Annotated in this window: 13 protein-coding genes and 1 pseudogene; 10 read left to right on the top strand and 4 right to left on the bottom strand. The window is 54.1% G+C overall.

Going from position 1 to position 18200, the window contains the following annotated elements:
- The first annotated feature begins 107 nt into the window (after positions 1 to 107).
- The 4 genes from ACSSVH_RS22165 (at position 108) to ACSSVH_RS22150 (ending at position 4267) form a co-directional block, all read left to right on the top strand.
- Complete coding sequence (locus ACSSVH_RS22165; protein ID WP_492633730.1) at positions 108 to 434, top strand: hypothetical protein; 327 nt, start codon at positions 108 to 110, stop codon at positions 432 to 434.
- Complete coding sequence (locus ACSSVH_RS22160; protein WP_492633729.1) at positions 431 to 2374, top strand: hypothetical protein; 1944 nt, start codon at positions 431 to 433, stop codon at positions 2372 to 2374. The genes ACSSVH_RS22165 and ACSSVH_RS22160 overlap by 4 nt, the downstream gene beginning before the upstream one ends.
- A gap of 794 nt (positions 2375 to 3168) precedes the next feature.
- Positions 3169 to 3384, top strand: a complete 216-nt coding sequence (locus ACSSVH_RS22155) for a hypothetical protein (RefSeq protein WP_492633728.1) — start codon at positions 3169 to 3171, stop codon at positions 3382 to 3384.
- Between the two features lie 61 nt (positions 3385 to 3445).
- Positions 3446 to 4267, top strand: coding sequence for a hypothetical protein (locus ACSSVH_RS22150; protein WP_492633727.1), 822 nt, complete (start codon positions 3446 to 3448; stop codon positions 4265 to 4267).
- Between the two features lie 89 nt (positions 4268 to 4356).
- Here the strand turns inward: ACSSVH_RS22150 and ACSSVH_RS22145 are convergent, their stop codons facing one another.
- The 3 genes from ACSSVH_RS22145 to ACSSVH_RS22135 all read right to left on the bottom strand — a co-directional run bounded on the left by ACSSVH_RS22145 (position 4357) and on the right by ACSSVH_RS22135 (position 9994).
- Positions 4357 to 4923, bottom strand: a complete 567-nt coding sequence (locus tag ACSSVH_RS22145; RefSeq protein ID WP_492633726.1) for a recombinase family protein — start codon at positions 4921 to 4923, stop codon at positions 4357 to 4359.
- A 205-nt stretch (positions 4924 to 5128) separates the two neighbouring features.
- Positions 5129 to 6499 carry a DUF6602 domain-containing protein gene (locus ACSSVH_RS22140; RefSeq protein ID WP_492633725.1) on the bottom strand — a complete coding sequence of 457 codons (1371 nt, stop codon included), beginning with the start codon at positions 6497 to 6499 and terminating at the stop codon, positions 5129 to 5131.
- 63 nt (positions 6500 to 6562) lie between these two features.
- Entirely contained in the window at positions 6563 to 9994 is a 3432-nt protein-coding gene (locus ACSSVH_RS22135) for an SIR2 family protein (protein WP_492633724.1), read from the bottom strand.
- Positions 9995 to 10684: 690 nt separating this feature from the next.
- Here ACSSVH_RS22135 and ACSSVH_RS22130 point away from each other — a divergent pair.
- Entirely contained in the window at positions 10685 to 10990 is a 306-nt protein-coding gene (locus tag ACSSVH_RS22130) for a DUF6388 family protein (RefSeq protein ID WP_169951014.1), read from the top strand.
- A 78-nt stretch (positions 10991 to 11068) separates the two neighbouring features.
- On the opposite strand, the gene nadC is transcribed toward ACSSVH_RS22130, so the two are convergent.
- Positions 11069 to 11917 (bottom strand): carboxylating nicotinate-nucleotide diphosphorylase, encoded by an 849-nt coding sequence (gene nadC, locus ACSSVH_RS22125; RefSeq protein ID WP_170041720.1) that lies wholly within the window; start codon positions 11915 to 11917, stop codon positions 11069 to 11071.
- A gap of 269 nt (positions 11918 to 12186) precedes the next feature.
- Between nadC and ACSSVH_RS22120 the strand changes: the two genes are divergently transcribed.
- The 5 genes and pseudogenes from ACSSVH_RS22120 (at position 12187) to ACSSVH_RS22100 (ending at position 18135) form a co-directional block, all read left to right on the top strand.
- The gene (locus ACSSVH_RS22120; protein ID WP_169951008.1) at positions 12187 to 14346 is read left to right on the top strand and encodes a DUF1631 domain-containing protein; all 2160 of its coding nucleotides are present in this window, start codon (positions 12187 to 12189) and stop codon (positions 14344 to 14346) included.
- 62 nt (positions 14347 to 14408) lie between these two features.
- Positions 14409 to 14972 (top strand): 1,6-anhydro-N-acetylmuramyl-L-alanine amidase AmpD, encoded by a 564-nt coding sequence (gene ampD / locus ACSSVH_RS22115; protein WP_169951005.1) that lies wholly within the window; start codon positions 14409 to 14411, stop codon positions 14970 to 14972.
- Entirely contained in the window at positions 14969 to 15805 is an 837-nt protein-coding gene (gene ampE / locus ACSSVH_RS22110) for a regulatory signaling modulator protein AmpE (RefSeq protein ID WP_169951001.1), read from the top strand. The genes ampD and ampE overlap by 4 nt, the downstream gene beginning before the upstream one ends.
- 332 nt (positions 15806 to 16137) lie before the next feature.
- A pseudogene (locus ACSSVH_RS22105) lies at positions 16138 to 17229 on the top strand (methyl-accepting chemotaxis protein); the annotation flags it as partial.
- Positions 17206 to 18135, top strand: coding sequence for a methyl-accepting chemotaxis protein (locus ACSSVH_RS22100; RefSeq protein ID WP_407073403.1), 930 nt, complete (start codon positions 17206 to 17208; stop codon positions 18133 to 18135). The pseudogene ACSSVH_RS22105 and the gene ACSSVH_RS22100, both read left to right, overlap by 24 nt.
- Positions 18136 to 18200 lie beyond the last annotated feature (65 nt).

Below are 18200 nucleotides of genomic sequence, written 5' to 3'. Positions count from 1 at the left end.
ATTTGACGCATTGTAGTAAGTGCAACGAGTTGCATTGAGAAGCGAAGAGCCGGTCCTTAGTCTGAATACTTGCCGAAGCCAAAGTCAGTAAAAATGAGGGTGAGGGAATGTCAAAACGAAAAATCGCAGGAATTTTGGACGCGGTGTACGAGCGGGCGCCGTCGGTCACCAAGTGGGTCGGATGGACCGGCATCGTGCTAGGGCCTGCTCTTGGTTTTCTTCACATAGTGGCGGTGTTTTTAATGCCTGGTGTGTACGGGAAGCGCGTCTTGGAACAGTACGACCTGGTGCAGCGAACCGGCGATTTGCTGGTGGCCCCATTTGCCCAATACCTGATAGTCATCGGTTTTACGTTGTGCCTTCTGTGGATCGGTTTATGGGGCGTAAGACTTGTGCTAGCAGCACGTTCCTGGTTTCAGAGGCGTTCCGTATGAGCGCCTCTGCAACTCCTGAAGGGTATGCGGGATTCAGCTGGATATTCGCGCTTTGGGAGGACGTCGGTATGACAATGCTCGCAGCCACCCAACCGATTTTCACCGCCCTTAACAACAGCAGTTCAACACTGGTCTTCAGCGTGGGCATCATGTGGCTCGTCATGATTATGTTGAAGGTCGCAGACGGTGGGATGGCTCGTGGCCTAGCCGGAGGTGCGGTCATTTTTTTGGTCATGCTTTTAGGCATGAGACCAGAGACCGTTCAGTTGCCTAGCGGGGTTTCGGTTACATTAATTGATGCGCAGGCAACGCCCCTGAAAGTGGCTATGGCTGTTCATCGCATTTACAGATCTGCCCTAGATGGGGTTCTCAACGAACATACTATTGCGGGATCGATTGTGCCCGCACAGGCGGCAGTGGATGACATTGCCGCGAGAGGTACGCAGATCTATCAAGGCACTGATTTGGCTCGTCTGATACACGACTACAACACCAGCTGTGCGCCGAGCCGGGCGGAACTTGGACGGGCTGAGCATTCGACTAAAATCGAGGCGATGCATGCTGTGGGATTGCTCGGCGGCGGCGGGTTGGGTATCCCAGATGAACAAATTAGTCTAATCGCTCAAGCTAAGGCGGCTGGCGGCGGCATCACTACCTATATGACCGGATCTGCGGAGGAAAACGGTGGGTGGCTCAACTACCTTCTAGGTGGAGGCGCCGCCCGAAAAGGTCTTGAGAAAGCTGTAGACCTCGGTTCGGTTCAATCGCGTCGTGAGGCAGGAATAACTGCGTTGGGCAGCGCAGGGCCTTTTATGGGCGGGCGTTATGCCCTGCCTACCAAAGCCCATTGGCAAGCATTATTCACCGGGCAGCCGGACTCAACACCTTCGTATTTGCCCATAACATTGGTTCCGGGTCAGAAGTCTCAGGTTATTGGATCTGATGATCATGCCATGATGTTTGAGCCCACCAGTTGCTTAGAGGCCTACAAAATCGCTCAGATTGGGGCTGAGCAGGCCTACTTGGCTTTAAAAGAAGCAGGAGGAACAATCGCCGGAGGTCAGCGGGTGAGTGCTGAGGTGGGTGCCGTTAGTACGGCGGTGGCGTGGCAGCGCTTCATGACACGATCATTGGAGAAAACTACCGGCCTTTCGCCGGAGGGCGCTGAAGTCGGAGCTGGCATTCTGGCTAGTGTTCAAATGTTCAAAGATTGGTCTGGTTGGCTCGACCTTCAAACCTTACTGCCGGGGTACGTTCTGTTATCTGCATGGCTGTTCTGGATTGTATTACTTGCTGCACCGTTGGCACTGCTGATGGCTCCGCTGAGAGGCGTTGAAGTACTGATCAGTTGGCTCTCCCTGCTATTTTTCCCCGTGATTGCGATGCTCTTTGCGCACGCACTAATTGTGGCTGTATCCCTTGTTATGGCCGCTGTTGCCATCGGTCAAGCTGCCGCTGCAAGCGGGTGGTCTGGATCTGGAGCCGACTTCGATGCAGTGCGCGGCTTTATGGGCGCAATCGCAGCCATTCTGCTGGCTATTACAACCTGGATCGCATCGAGTCTGACTGGCGTTTCGGTAGGAGGTCTCGCAGGCAGCCTGACAGGTGCTATGGCCACGGCCAGCGGTGTCGGTGGGTTTGTTACGCGTGCAGTGGGAACCGTTATGGCGATTAGTCGGCTGGGCGCTTTAGGTACTGCTGGTGGAAAGGGAAGAGGCCCGGGGGGCCGCTCTGGTGGCGGCTCTAGTGGTGGGACTCCCCCACGACCACCTAGTCCGACAGGGTCTAGCTCGGCACCACATGCTCGTCCCGCGCGAGATCCCAATGCTTCGGCCAGCGTGGCAAGTGTCTATTGGCCTACGTCCCCGACGACAGACAAATCGTTTGGAGCGCGTCGTTCCTCTCTAAATCCACCCCAGAAGGTTCCACCGAAGCACTGACGTTCAGGGTGGAAGCGAGGCCGAGTGAGCTGGTGTTGAGGGTATGGGCTTGATTGGTGCACCGCAAAGCGGGTTCATCTAATTGGGGGCGTTGATTTTTGATCAAGAGGGATAGGCATGTGATGCTGTGTGTCGGTTCCCGACATCCTCAGCATCACCAGCTCACTCGCCCGATGAGCCTCTTGCCCTCACTGATAATAACGGCTGAGTTTTCATTCTCTCCACTGACATCCATGATTATTTCCAATCTTCGGAAAAAATCAGTATGCCTTCAAAAACCCTACAAAAATCACCGAGAAACTACCCAGGTTCTCAGTGATTCCTTTTAAAAGCTGCTTGAAACAGTTGCGCGGCCACTGAGTTACGTAGGGGATCATAATGGACATACAGTCAGGCCACTGCCCTGCGCCGGGGAAACCCTGCTCGCCATTAACAATCACACAAAAACCGCTGAGAAATCACCACGATTCATAGTGGTGTCCATTACTTTCCTTTGGATGCCGTTGTCCCTCCTAGCTATTCCTTCGCGAAGCGCTCAGTTCCCATTAGGAGAACTGACGATTTTTCAGTCGCCGCGCCATGAGATTGGAAATTTCAGGTTAGCCTCGTCTCTCCAACACAAATTAGAGGCGCGTATATGAGGCGAGCATTCGTAACAATTGTCTGTGTAGGAGGCGGGTTCTGGATCGGTTCAAATCGCTGGTTGCCGCTGTGGAGCATTGTTGCGTTGGCTATTTTTGGGAGTGTTTTGTGGAGCTGTGCGGCATGGTTGGAGCATCGGGAGGGGGCGGACCATGATGAGCGCTGATCTAGATGAGCTAATGCTCGTCAGCCGTCTCTGTCCGGAGTTGGTCTGGTCGGCATCCTGGGCGCGGCCTGTGATCGTTGCGAGTGATGGAACAGTGTTGCGGCTGTACTGGATGTCAATGTCACTGTGGCTGGACCCATTTCGCGCTGAATTGTTTATTGGCGAGCTCAATAGTAGGCTGACGGCGGTGATGGCAAAATGACGCCATTAGCTACTTACACGATGCTAGGAAACAGCGTCATTGATAGAACGAAAAGGATGTTATGCGCACTTTTTTCAAGCTAATGGCAATTGCTGTTGCCGGTTCAGTTCTTGCCGCCTGTGGTGGTGAAGACTTCACGGGGGCTTATCGGTTTAAAGACTCGAATATCCAGAGGACAATGGTTCTCAACGTACACGGCAATGAAGCAGAAATCTTTGGAGACGATGGGAAAGGTCGTATCAAGCCTCTCGCTAAACTAAAGGTTTCGGTAAAAGATGAAAAACTTCTTCTTGATGATGTAAACGGCTCTACGCGCCTGGCCATGATGCGTAACGTCGATGAGCAAAGCCTTGACTGTCTTAACTGCAAGGTGGTTGGCCTGAGGAAGGACGATCTGGTTTGGAAATATGACCCTAAAGGGCCATATGACTTAGAGCAACTGCTTAAGGATCAGGCTCTCAAGGATCAGGAAGCATTGAATGCCGAACTAGAAAAAATGCAGCAGAAGGCCTTGAAGCAAGGTCGACGTGATGCAGAAATCCCGAAGCTGACGCCATATGAAGGCGATTGGGTCTATCAACGCACCACGAAAAATGACCCGTTGAGGATCATGACAATCTGGCGCAAAACTCAGATCAAAAGCTGGGCGTTCAACTTTGAGAACATGGATCATCGTCTGGGACACGAGGTTCCAGGGTTCGAAGTCACGGACGCTGGCTTGAAGATCGGCGATGGCTCCAAAACTCACCTGTACACGCTCAGTACGGACAAAAAAATATTGACCTGCATGGACTGTGCGAAGCCTGAGCGTTGGGCCAAGGCTGACCCTAAGAAGGACCTCAGTGACCGTAATTACGCCCGTCAGATGGCGGGTAACCCGTAACACGGTAGTAGCAACAGCCAGCGACCGGCGAATGGCCAAGAACCCACGCCGGTTGTCGCCCAATCAATCTAAACCAAGGATTCCGCTCACTACTTGGACAGCGCTCTATATAGGGTCGCTCTATGAACACCCAAGAGGCGGGCAGCCTCTGCCACCGGTCGTTGGTTTTCGGCAATCAGTTGTCGCGCATGGCTGACCTGTTCCGGTGTTAATACCGGTTTAGGGCCAAACCGAACGCCGCGAGCCTTGGCTGCAGCTCTCCCGGCACTGGTGCGCTCACCAATTAGTGATCGCTCAAAGTCAGCTATCCCCGCGAAGATCGTTAACACCATACGTCCGGCTGGTGAGGTTGTATCGGCCCAAGGCTCTGCAAGTGAGCGCAGCCCTGCTTCGATGCCTTTGAGCCGCTCTGCAATATGGAGCAGGTCTGTAGTTGACCGAGCCAAGCGATCTAATCGGGTTACGATCAAAACGTCACCTGGCCGCAGATGATCAAGCAGTCGATGCAGCTCTGGGCGGTCTCGCTTAGCCCCACTAGCCTTCTCTTCGAAAACCCGCTGACAACCGTTTTGTCCCAGGACAAGTCGCTGTTGCTCCAGATCCTGAGCCTGCGTCGAAACTCTGGCGTATCCAATTAGCTGTCCAGTGGTTTGCATCTATCACCTGTCGCGTAACTTGTCGCAGGTAAATTACCATTTGCGACAAACTTATGCGACAGGCCAGAGCTAGAAGATCAAGGGGGCTGATGCGTGTCGCATAAATTAGAATTCGTGCGACAATCGTCTTTGTCGCGGCCCGCAAGGTAGTGCATAAGATACCCAGAACCTTATGCCATGCCACAGTCTGCTCATGTCGAAATTGCTAAGTGATTGTTTTCTGTGATTTTGTTTTTTTCAGCTTTTTATCGCATTGCGGACAGGTTTGTACTAGCTCTTCTTTCACTTGGTAGTAATGAGGAATGCACATGTTCAGGCCGCTGCTTTCTATGACGTCGAACGCAAGCGCTTTTGTAGAAATCAATCTGCCTTCGTAATAGCTGTTAGAGTCACGCACCAATACTTGAGTGAGTGGAAGGCTTTCAGGGTTGTAGATTCTAATTTCTCCTGGCTGTCTGGCGTAGGCCTCAGTGTTGGTGCCATCATGACCATAAGCTAGATCAGTTGCTTTGATCCAGTTAATAGGCTCGGCGGTTTGACACCATGTGATTACCCTTTCAAGTTTTTCTGGTGTGTAGGAACGCGCATAGTCACCATGCTCATCGCAGACGCCCAGCTCCGCAAATCCTCCGATATTATACCTGTAAGAGTGTTCGCCAGCTGTCAACGGAAGCCGAGCATAATGATGAGGCCGGGCCTGATAAGGGATAGTGTCAGCGCAGAAGTCAAAGACCAAACTGTATAGCTGATAAAGGCAGTAGCCTGAAGTGTCCGGGTTGCCATAGGTTAAAATGTTCTGGATCTTCTGCATATCCGAATTATAGTATTTAGCTGACTGCTCATCGCCAAATAGAAACCAGCCCTTCGATAGAATAAACACGGCATTTGGTAGGTGCTTTACATCACTAGATGAGCCAAGAGCTTTAAGCTCTTCGGCCAACTCATCCCAAGCAAGGTCGGTGTCGTAGGCGAATATTATTCCGAAGCCACTGAATTCTGGTCTGTGGATGCCAATGTGGCTGACGCTTGTAGGCACCATTCGCTTTAATTTTTTATAAGATGCAATGTTGGTGAAGGCCTTCTTTAATTCAGTTTTGGTCAGTTTGGATTTTACCTGTATCGCGCCATACGTGTATTCAACGGGAAGAACTTCATATACGTGCTGGCGCTGCATAAGAGAAAAGCAATCGTCTGCGTTGTAAAATAGCAAATCAAGCTCATTGCTAAGATGTCCTGAAGTTGAGGCTACACGAACACTTACTTCGGATACGGCGTATTTTTTTGGCAGTAGTTTAGTCTCTAGAAAAAAAGCGCGAATCAAGACCTCCCTTGCCGCTCCAACATCCCTTGGATGCTTAATGTCTTTGCTTTTCTCATAGTCGGCAAGTAGTTCTGTTTGAAGGTCCAGCAGTTCTCGCTCAAGACCATGAAACTCTTTTTCTTTTGATCTGAGCTTGTTTGACCGGATTGCCAGCCCTGTCAGGAACTCTTTCGTTCGCTCATGGCGTTCCTCGTATTGTTTTCGCTCTTCCTTTTGTGCCGCAGTTAATCGCTTTCGTTTCTGCCCTTCAATCATTTAAGTTTTTCCTTAATTAAAATATGCCATGTAGAGTTTCTGCGAAGCTAATCAGCGAAATGGTTAAGATAGCGTCGCTGGGCTCTCAGAAAGATCCTCAAACTCCTCTTCATCGATAACATCAAATTCTGTGAGCTCTTCTTTTGCCTCCTGCTCCTCGAGAAGTTTCAAGTAGTTAATTCCGAATGGATTTATCTTAGATAGCATCTTGTCTAGTCGCGCACAGTCTCGTCTGCCACTATGATTAATTGTAAAGTCACGATACTCAGCAATTTTAACCACGAGTTCAACATCGTCCCAAACATTGCCGGCGTGATAAGCAATAGTTAGCGCTGCGCTTGCGTTTTTATTGTGGATGTCGGTGAGTATGCCTAGAGGGACAGTTTTTATGATCGCTATTTGTTCAGTGGACAATGTTGGTCTCCAGCTATCGCGTTGAAGACCCATGCAACTATGTAGAGCAAAAGAAAATAAACTAGATTTATCATCGAAGCTCTGCTGGAAGAAGTTGGCTGTGAAGAAGTTGAGAAGGTGCTCGCTTACAATGTCAACTGTATCTGTATGATGGAGGTTGAGGCTCCATGTCCACAATGCAACATGTGCGATGGCCGGATGATTGTCAAATAACAGCGATTCGATTTTGTGCGATAATTTTGGTCCTACTACGGCATTATTTTTAATCCTGTGGATTGAGCCGTTCCATAAAACACCGACAACTGTCATAAGGCCTAAGCAAACCTTTTCACTATCGGTATCGTTCAATAAGTCATGAATTTCGTCCTGTCCCTCGTCACCTAGCCAGTGACTTGTCGGCCGCCTATAGGACGCAAAACAAGCATAGCTATTCCGAACCCAAGTATCTTTGGGGGCGTCAAGGTTTTTGTACAGTAACCATGCTTGGTGCATAAGTTCACCCGCATATGGCCCACGGCATAATGCTCTCCAATCTAATCTTGATTTACATCCTCTAGCGAAATACGTAATCAGACTTAGTGCTTCAGTTAGAGTCTCGGGTCCAGCCTCGGCTTCCTCAATAAGGCTTTGTACCAATCTTGCGACTGCGCCTGGCGGTATATTTGGATGGCTTAGCCACTCCTGTTTCCCTGAAAACCCTTTCCCAGCATCCATTCTGCGCTTCAGCAGATTTGCCTTGTGCACCAAAGCTTTGATAATTGAATCAGCTCGTTTACCTGCCAATACAGCAGTCATTGGTATAACTTCTTTCCACTCGTCAGAAATCAGTCGACTGGTTAAAGGTTTTATCAGTGGTGATTTAGAGTCGTAGCCGTCGTAATGTCCATCTACAATTGCCAGGGCTGTTAGATACTCCTGAAAGGTTAGATGTCTGAATTGATAAAACGGCACTGCACGGCCATTTTCAACCTGTCGCCCAGCTTCCAGCAATAAGCTTGAGCGCAGTTCTACTCTTTTCAAAAACTGGTAGGGAGTATCTTTGGCATAGCGCTTAATTTGAGGAACATTCTCGCGTGCCTTTTCGAGCAGTTGAAGAAGCTCTTGTTCAGTTGCTGTTTGTTTTCCTGCTCGCATGAGTTCAAATGCTATATAGGAAAGCTGGGGAATTGCCTCCTTAGTGTCAAGCGCGTCATGCCCCTTTATATTCCACGTATCAAGAAGGACCTCTACTGCACGACTATACAGGCGGACCCTGTCAGGTGGGAGCCTGCCAGCACCATGTTTGACCACAAGAAGCATTGTCAGTAAAAGTGGGTTTTCAGCTAGTCTTCTCAATCCCATGTTTGATGTAAGTATCTTGCCTAGGGAGTTTGCTTCTGCGAGCGCCTCAGGTGAATTACCAACCATTAGTTTGTGCCAGTGACTACATAGTAACATTATTGCATCGGAGCTGAGGGGGGCCACCCTCCACTGTTCGCAATACGTGGCCAGATATGGCGCAACTAGGCTGAAACCTGCCTCTCGACTAGTTACTACCAGCTTTGTTTCTGAAAACTGGTCTAAAAAAGATCGTAGGTTTTCAACGAATATGGTTCGATCACCATCGTCATGGATCTCATCCAATCCATCGACTAAAAGTAAAATCTTTCCCTGCTTAAATAAAGGAATTAGGGCTGAGTGTAATCCGTCAAGATCTGGTTGGCCTGTAATGTCCGAAAGGCTTTTCAATAGGGTCGCAATTGGAAGTTTTATGTAGTCTCGCCATTCGCGACACTTGATTAATATGGGAGTCAGTTCAGCGTCAGGTAAGCTGTCATCGCTTTTCAATCTTCTGTCTGGACTTGCATATGCGACTGCAAGCCTCTTCAGTAGTAGGCTTTTCCCTCCGCCAGGTAGTGCCAAAAGAGCCACCCCTTTGGTTTTATTAAAAACATCGCCGAATGACTGCGGCTCTTTGTTTTTTCTCTTCCAACTAGTAAGTTTGCTTTGGCGTAAAGGATCATCCAAAGAAATGTCTGGAGGGCAGGGGAGTAGCTCAAGCGGTACAAATAATTTTTCAAGGTCAAATCGTCGTTGCGCTGTGTCCATATCAGCGCTTACACCTTCAATGGTCATTTGACCACAGTCTCTTATCAGGAATTCTTTGTAGCTATCAAGAAGCATGCGGTCCTTTTCGGTCTTACCTGTTCTTCTTATTTTTGGTGTCGAGCTGGCAAGGGTTTTTATTTTGTTGTGGAATAAGCTAGTTAAAAATAACGGTAGTTTTGAATGCGTATCGCCGTAACTTAGCGGGTCAACAAAGCCGTGCCAAGTAGGATCTGCATGCCTGCCTGAATACTGCTGCTCGCTAACCAGCGCATAATGCTGGAGAGTGGAGGCGCCGAACTGAATCTTTAGCCAATCTATCAGTGCGCTGAAATTTGGGTCGGAAAAAGTCTCTCCGCATCCGATAAATAATAGTCTTTTGAAAGCGCCTAAATGCCTCTGGAAAAGATCTCGAGTCTCGCTATTCAATGTCCTTTCGTAGTCTCTAATTCCAAGTATGCAGGACTCCGGCTGCTGCCATTTGCCATGTAGATGCAAAATCCCTTGCTCTTCCTTTCTCATCCATGCGGTGGTTTGGCGTATGTCGGAAGGAACTATTGCCGGGAGTCCTGTGACCTTCTCTAGTAAAGAATCATAATTTAAAGTGCATATTGGAATGCCTAGTTTTGATATTGCTTTGATTGCCTGCGCCATGTCATCATTTTTTGGGATTATATCTTCAAACGACTCATTTAGCCATCGAGCATAAAGCTCCCCACTTGGTGCGCCCAACTTCCGACTAACAAATTCTGCCGCACTTAGAACGTCATCTATATCATTGGAGTGTAGTTGATCACTCCATGACTCTATTTGAGTCTCGGTGATTTTCCCCTTTATACCGCCGAATGCAAATCCGCTTTCAATAAGTCCCGTCCATGAAAGCTGTTTGTATTCGTTTTTTGTTAAGGAAATGCTAACGCCAGTTCCTATGATGACGATGAGTTCTTCTTTGGCTATTGATTCATGAATATGTTTAACGGCAATACCATTTGTCATTATTTTTTCTTCAGGTTAGGCAATTTCTAAAAATCCATTTAAAGAGATCACAGAGCCAAACGCTCCGCATAGTCGCTAGACCAGTTTGATCAAGCGTCCTCCCTAAAATAGGCACTCAAAAAATACGTTTTTTACTTATCACTGGAACCATCATCGTGCGCGATCGTCGTACGATAATACTTGTTATGGCCTGTGGCCACTGCTGACGTAAGAGATGTGCTGATACCCTGGGATAACCATGAGAATTACGGGCGTGGTGAGGATGTTCAGATCGCTGTGCTCCTCGTGGGGTACGAAAAGAGCTAAATGCGTGGCATTTCAAGGCGATGTGAGTCTTCAGGATTACGAAGTAGATGCACATTCTGACCATGATGTTCGAACAGTAGCTCAAGCGTAGGACCTGGGCTAAGCTGATGAGGTGCAACGGTTGAGGTCAGATCGCAGACCTCAGTTTTTGCTGAGTTCCCAAATGAGTACCTATTTTGCTTTTTTTGGTTGAGTTAGCCCTGTTTTACAAGAGCTTGAATCGATTGGTTCGATTCCTGTCTCGGGCAAAAAGGCACCACAGTTTTCAGATGATCCCAGAATGGTTCTGAAGGCCAGATGAACCGGTATTCGTGCCCGTTCTTTTGTATCTGCGCAACCTTGATGACCCAGATGCATCCCCATTCCTCGATCTAAGAGAACGACATGACCACGACAGCAATGACCCAGGAAGTGCGGCACGCAGAAGCCCTCAAGAAATATCTCGAGGAATCGCCGCAGCTTAAGGAAGAGATCAAGGAACTGAACGCTGATGACCAGCGCGACCAGATCCAGTGGGCATTCGAGGACGAGGCCGAGAGCCAGGGCTTCCAGCCTTGGGAACTGACCCTCAAGTACACGACCACAGCGGAAGAATTCGAAGCGGCGCGCCTGGCCTTGCACAAAGAGGCGGCCGAGGTGCTGGGTGTCGAGTGGGAAGAGTACTGCGAGATGAACAATCTGGTGGTTTAAGCGCGATTATCGCCGGCAAGCTGGTTCCTACAGGTGTCGCACAATTGTGTAGGAGCCGGCTTGCTGGCGATGACGGTGTCAGATACTGAGCCGCATCGACAAATCCACTGCCTTCACATCCTTGGTCATCGCCCCGATGGAGATGTAGTCCACGCCGGTCTCGGCAATGGGCAGCAAGGTGCTTTCATTGATCCCGCCGCTGGCTTCCAGCTTGGCCTTGCCGCCGTTCAAGCGTACGGCTTCGCGCATGTCGTCCAGGCTCAACTCATCCAGCATGATGATATCGGCGCCCGCCGCCAGGGCTTCGCGTAACTCTTCCAGGCTTTCCACTTCGACTTCCACCGGCTTGCCCGGGGCGATCTTGTGGGCGGCAGCTATGGCCTGGGCAATGCCACCGCAGGCGGCGATATGGTTTTCCTTGATCAGGAACGCGTCATACAGGCCGATGCGATGATTGTGGCAACCGCCGCAGGTCACTGCGTATTTTTGCGCCAGACGCAGGCCCGGCAGGGTCTTGCGGGTGTCCAGCAGCTTGACCTGGGTGCTGGCGACAAAGTCCGCCAGGTACTGCGCGCGCGTGGCCACGCCCGACAACAGTTGCAGGAAATTCAGCGCACTGCGCTCACCGGTCAGCAATGAGCGGGCGGGGCCTTCGAGGTGGAACAGCGCCTGATTGGGGCTGACGCGTTCACCGTCGCGCACCTGCCAATGCACGGCAACTCGCGGGTCCAACTGGCGGAATACGGCATCGACCCAGGCGGTGCCACTGATCACGGCAGTATCCCGGGTGATGATCGTGGCCTTGGCCAGCCGTTCGGCCGGGATCAATTGCGCAGTGATATCGCCGCTGCCGATGTCTTCCAGCAGTGCGCGGCGCACGTTGGCTTCGATTTCGGCGGTGAGGTCGGCGAGGCGTAGATTCGGCATAGCGGGCTCCACATACAAAGTGCCCCGATTATAGGGGCATGGCAGCGCCGAACCCAAGGTATGCCGGCATAACCTGCCTGATTACAAAGCACCTACAGAGTTTGCTGGCGCTACAGGGGCTATTTGCAAGATAATCTCGCGCCTTGCAATTGGCGTCATAGCTTTGACGTCTCGGTGATCTACAGATAATCGCGCTCCCGCCGGTATTCCATTGGCGGTTGCCGCGCGAGCGCTCACAAAACCGAACCCCGTCGTTCCAGGAGGCCAGCATGCACAATGACGCAAAGGTGGTGCCGATCAACAAGATCGCCGCACAAGCGATGCCGTCGCCGCTCGCCCGCCTGCCTGTGATCGTGCTCCAGGTGCGTGACAAGGCCACCCAGCAACTCGACCGGGGTTTGCAGGAACTGTTCGATAACGCCGACGACACCCTGTTCGAAATGGCCGACAAGGCCCGCAACAACGCCGACCACAATATTTTCTTTGAAGCCATGCGCGACCTGCGCCTCAAGCGTAAGAACTTCGAGCGCGTGTTCATGGAGCAATTCTTCGACGCATTCGCCAACCTGGGGCAGGCCGGGCAAGGCGAGTTGCTGTTGCCGACGGTCTCCTACGAAGCAGTACCCGGCGCGTGCGCCGATGACCTGGAAAAAGCCGTGGCCCTGGAGGCCATGCTCGACAAGGTCATGCACCGTGATGGCCTGGCCCTGGGGCAACTGACCGCCCGCCTCGGTGCGCTGCTGGGCAAGCGCCTCGACGATCGGGAAAACCCCCTGGGCCCGGCGATGCTCTGCGAGTACTTCCTGCGGGCCGGGCGCAGCCTGGGGGTGGAGATCCGGGTCAAGCTGATCATTTTGAAACTGTTTGAAAAGTACGTGCTCAGCGATGCCGACCTGCTCTATGGCGAGGCCAATCAGTTGCTGGTCGCCACCGGCGTGCTGCCCGAACTCAAGGCCGTCCCCTCGCGGCGTGCCGGCGAGCGCGCCAGCAGGGCCCGCCCGCCGGTCGAAGCGGCCCCTGCTGCCGACCCGCAGGCCGATGAGGCCGAGCAACAAGTCTTCGCGGCTCTGCAAGAACTGCTGCTGACCGTGCGCGGCAGTGTGGCCCCGACCCTGGAGGCCAGCGCCCAGGCCCAGCCGATTTCTACCCGTGACCTGCTGCGCCTGCTGTCTCACCTGCAGCAGTATGTGCCGGAACCTGCGGTCGAGGACGATTTCGACCTGCGCCGCCAATTGGAAGAACTGCTCACCCGGGTCAGCGTCAAGAGTGGTAAGTCGCGGGTAGTGGAAGATGCCGACGAGGATGTGATCAACCTGATCGCCATGTTGTTCGAATTCATCCTCGACGACCGCACCCTGCCCGATTCCCTCAAGGCGTTGATCGCGCGCCTACAGATTCCGATGTTGAAAGTGGCCGTGCTGGACAAGAGTTTTTTCAGTCGTGGCAGCCACCCGGCGCGGCGCTTGCTCAATGAAATCGGGACCGCCGCCATGGGCTGGGGCAAACGTGACGACTATCAGCGTGACAGCCTCTACGTGCGCATCGAGCAGGTGGTGCAGTGCCTGTTGAATGATTTTGTCGACGACCCGGCGATTTTCTCGGTGCTGCTGCAGGAATTCACCGCTTACACCCAGGACGAGCGCCGCCGCAGTGAGTTGCTCGAACAGCGCACCCGCGACGCCGAAGAAGGGCGCGCCCGCACCGAGCAGGCCCGGCAACGGGTCGCCGATGCGGTTAGCCAACGCTTGCTGGGCAAGGTCTTGCCGCAGTTCGTGGTGCAGTTCCTGCAACAGGCGTGGAGCCAGGTCTTGTTGCTCGAATGCCTCAAGCACGGGCAACACTCGCCGCAATGGCAGGCGCGGTTGCGGGCCATGGACGAATTGATCTGGAGTGTCGGCCTGAGTGAAGACACCGAGGCTGGCCACCGCCTGCTGGAACAGTTGCCCGCGTTGCTCAAGGCCCTGCGTGAAGGGTTGAGCGAGGCGGCGTTTGATTCGTTTGTCACCCGGGAGTTTTTTGTCCAGTTGCAGGCCCTGCATACCCAGGCGTTCCAGGGGGCGGCGCTGCCCGGCGTGACACTGGTCCAAGTGCGCGAGGACGCGGCGGCTGGGGCGCCAGGGCAGACGGTCAGCCTGGCGGAGGACGATCCCGATCTGCTCAAGGTCCGACAACTGCGCATCGGCAGTTGGGTCGAATTCCGCGAAGATGAGGAAAACACCCTGCGCTGCAAGCTGACAGCGATTATCGCGCCCGCCAACAGCTATATATTTGTCAATCGCACAGGCCTCAAGGTGCTGGAAAAAACCTGCACTGAACTGGCCCTGGAGTTCAAGCGTGGCGGGGTGCGTACCCTCGATGATGCACTGCTGTTCGACCGCGCGCTGGCGTCGGTGATTGGCAATCTGCGGCAACTCAATCGCGCCAAGTGATCGCAACCACCCGGCGGATCACGGCATACTGGACGCTCTCACGTCTTGCGCAAGGAACCTGTATGCAGTTGGACCCCACCAGCGGTTGGTGCCAGGGCATTGCCCATTGCCCGTCGCCCAACTTCAATGAACGCCCGGGCGGCGAGATTTCCCTGTTGGTGGTGCATAACATCAGCTTGCCACCGGCCCAGTTCGCCACGGGCAAAGTGCAGGAATTCTTCCAGAATCGCCTGGATGTCACGGAACATCCCTACTTTGCAGGTATTGCCGACCTACGGGTTTCTGCGCACTTTCTGATTGAGCGCGACGGCGCCGTGACGCAGTTTGTCTCCTGCCAGGACCGTGCCTGGCATGCCGGCGTCTCCTGTTTCGAGGGGCGCGAGACCTGCAACGACTTTTCCCTGGGGATCGAGCTTGAAGGGACCGACGACCAGCCCTTTACCGACGCCCAGTACCAATCCTTGATCGAACTGAGTCGCCAATTGCTGGCTGCCTACCCGGGCATCACGCTCCAGCGCATTTGCGGTCATAGTGACATCGCCCCAGGACGCAAGACCGATCCTGGACCGGCTTTTGATTGGGCGCGTTTTCGCGGCGCCTTGCAGGAAGGAGGACATGCACAATGAGTTTCCTGGTGTTGGTGCTGGCGGTATGGATCGAGAAGTTCTCGGCCTTGCGTTCGCGGGTACAACGCGATGGCCTTTGGCTGCGCGAACTGGCCCGGCTTGAGTCGAGCGCGCGGCTGGGCAAGCAACCCTGGCTGATCCTGGTGTTGCTGGTATTGCTGCCAGTCGCGCTGCTGGGGCTGTTGCTGCTGGTCCTGGAGCCGGTGGCCTATGGTTTGCTGGCACTGCCGGTGCACCTGCTGGTGGTGATCTATAGCCTGGGCCGCGGTGACCTGCTGGGCCAGTTGGGGCCGTTTCGCGATGCCTGGCGCCGGGGCGACCTGCAAGCGGCTGAACACGTTGCCGAGCGCGACCTGGCCATTGGCGCCGACAGCGGCGAGCAACTGCTGGAGCGGGTCCAGGGCCATTTGCTGTGGCAGGCCTACCAGAGCTTTTTCGCGGTGATTTTCTGGTACTTCCTCCTTGGCCCGGTGGTCGTCCTGGCCTACCGCTTGCTGGCACTGGCTACCGAACACGGGCAAAACCCGCTGGTGGTCGAGCGCGCCGGGCAATTGCGCCATGCCTTCGACTGGTTGCCGGTGCGGTTGCTGGCGGCAAGTTTTGCCCTGGTCGGCAACTTTGTCGCGGTCAGCCGGGTGATGCTGCATGAGCTGCTGAGCTGGGATATCAGCGCAGCGCAACTGGTGGAAAAGGTCGGCCTGGTGGCCGGCGAAATTCCTGCGCCGGTGGTCGGTGCCGAAGGCATCAACAGCCTGGACCGGTTGTGGGAACTGCTGCTGCGCGCTGCCGTGTTGTGGTACGCCGGGTTTGCGATCTGGACCGTCTTGCCCTGAAAAATACCTTGTGGGAGCGGGCTTGTGTGGGAGCGGGCTTGCTCGCGATGCGGTGTAGCCGTCAAAAAATCCGGTACTGACACACCGCTATCGCGGGCAAGCCCGCTCCCACACAAGCCCTCCCACATAGAGTCTGTTGTGGCTTCAAAAATCAGCCCGCCGCCAAGCCCCACTGATCGCGTTAACCTTAAGTTACAAAACTCCCCGCCGATTTAAGCTATACAGACAGCGCGCCCAATAGTGGCTTTCTGCCGCTGCCCTGCGCCTTCAATAAAAATAAAAGAAAAGGGAGTTCATCTGTGAAGAGCTTGCTCTATCCCGCCATTGCGTTGATGAATCGCCTGAGCTTCGGCATGAAGTTCAGCCTGATCAGCGTGCTGTTTTTCCTGCCGATGCTGGTAACCAACTATTACCTGGTGCGCGACTCCTGGCGTGAGTTCCAGGGCACGCAGGTGGAGTTGCAGAGCCTGGACCTGCTGGGCAGCAGCCTGATCCTGCGCCGCGACCTGGAAACCCTGAACAATCAGGTACAGATCAACGCCACCCTCGGCCAGGCAGGCAAGGCGGGGGATATCGAAAGCCGCATCACGGCATTGGAGCAGCGCGTACTTGAACGCCTGCAAGGCTTCCAGGCGATGACGGCCGATCCGGAGCAGGTCGCAGTGTTCGAAGGCAAGCGCGATGAAATGATTGCGGCGTTCAAGGGCCAGCAAACCGAGTCTTCACTGTTGAGCAAAAGTGCGTTGATCGGCAAGTTGCTCAACAAGGCACAGATGTTCAGCCAGATCATTGCCAGCCAGTCGGGGTTGAGCCGTGATGTGCAGAGCGATGTGCGCCAACTCAGCGACCTGGTGACCAGCGTCACCCCGCAAGTCACCCAGGCCCTGGGCGAGGGCCGGGCCATGGGCGCGTACTCCCTGGGCCAGGGTTTTCTCAACTCCTCGTCCAGTACGCGCTTTGACGAACTGCTGCAGCAATTGGAAAAGCTCCAGGCTGAATACGGCTTGAAAGTGCAGGACGCCCTCGGCTCCAGCAAGGCTGCCCATGGCTCCCTGGATGCCTTGGCCCAAGCCAGCCAGGCCAGCCTCAAGCAGGGCAGCGAACTGTTTGAAGAGCAGGTGGTGATGGCCGAAACCCTGGAGGCGCCATGGCAGACCTTCTATGACGACGTGACGGCCTTGATGGCCAAGACCTATCAATTGGACGACGCGACCCTGTCCTTCCTCGACCAGCAGTTGCAACAGCGCCTGGCCCAGAACCGCACGCACATGGTGCTGCTGGTCGCGGCGCTGGCGGCGGTGTTCCTGTTGATTTTCTATCTGTACGGCGGCTTCTACGCCTCGACGCGCACCACCCTGCGCCGCCTGGGCGCGATGATGGATAAGGTCGCTGCCGGGGACATGACCGTCAGCTTCAAGTCCCAGAGCCGCGATGAACTGGGGGAGTTGGGCGAAGTGTTCAACGGCACCGTGGCGAAAATCCACGACCTGATCGAACGGGTAGGGCAGACCGTCCATGAAGTCGAGCATCAGGCCGGGCAAGTGGAATCGGTGTCGGCGCGCAGCAACCAGGCGGTGTCGGGCCAGCGCAGCCAGATCGAGCAGGTGGCGACGGCCATGAACCAGATGTCGGCAACCGCCCACGAAGTGGCACGCAGTGCGGCAGCGGCTGTCAGCAGTGCCCACAGCGTCAACGATGAAACCCTCAGCGGGCGTGGCCTGGTGCAATCCCAGCAAGGCAGCATCGCGCTGCTGGCATCGGAGATCGATCAGTCAGTGCTGGTGATCAATCAACTGGCCATCGACAGCCAATCCATCAGCAGCGTGCTGGAAGTGATCAAGAGCATTGCCGAGCAAACCAACCTGCTGGCCTTGAACGCGGCCATCGAGGCGGCACGGGCCGGTGAGCAGGGGCGCGGGTTTGCGGTGGTGGCCGACGAGGTCCGCACCCTGGCCCGACGCACCCAGCACTCCACCGAAGAAATCGAGCAGATGATCGCCAAGCTGCACCAGGGCGTCAGCGCAGCGGTGAAGGCCATGGGCAGCAGCCATAAAATGGCCAGTGGTACGGTTGGTCAGTCGGAAAAAGTCCAGCTGGCCCTGGAAAACATCCTCGGTGCGGTAGGCATGATCGTCGATCAGAACCAGCAAATCGCGGCGGCGGTGGAGCAGCAGACGGCGGTGGCCCACGACATCGACCAGAACATTGTCGAGATCAATCGGGCTGGCGAGCACGCAGCCCAAGGCGCGCACCAGACCGAAGAGGCCAGCCGGCAATTGTCCCTGCAGGTGATTGAGCTGAAAAAGCTGATCGGCGCATTTCGCGTGTGAGTTATGTCTGTAGGTATTGTTTGTTGGCGATGTAGTGCATGTCCTGTTTTCCCGTGTGAGCTTTT

The sequence above is a fragment of the Pseudomonas sp. HC1(2025) genome, assembly GCF_058742075.1.
This window is presented reverse-complemented; position numbering and strand designations above follow the sequence as displayed.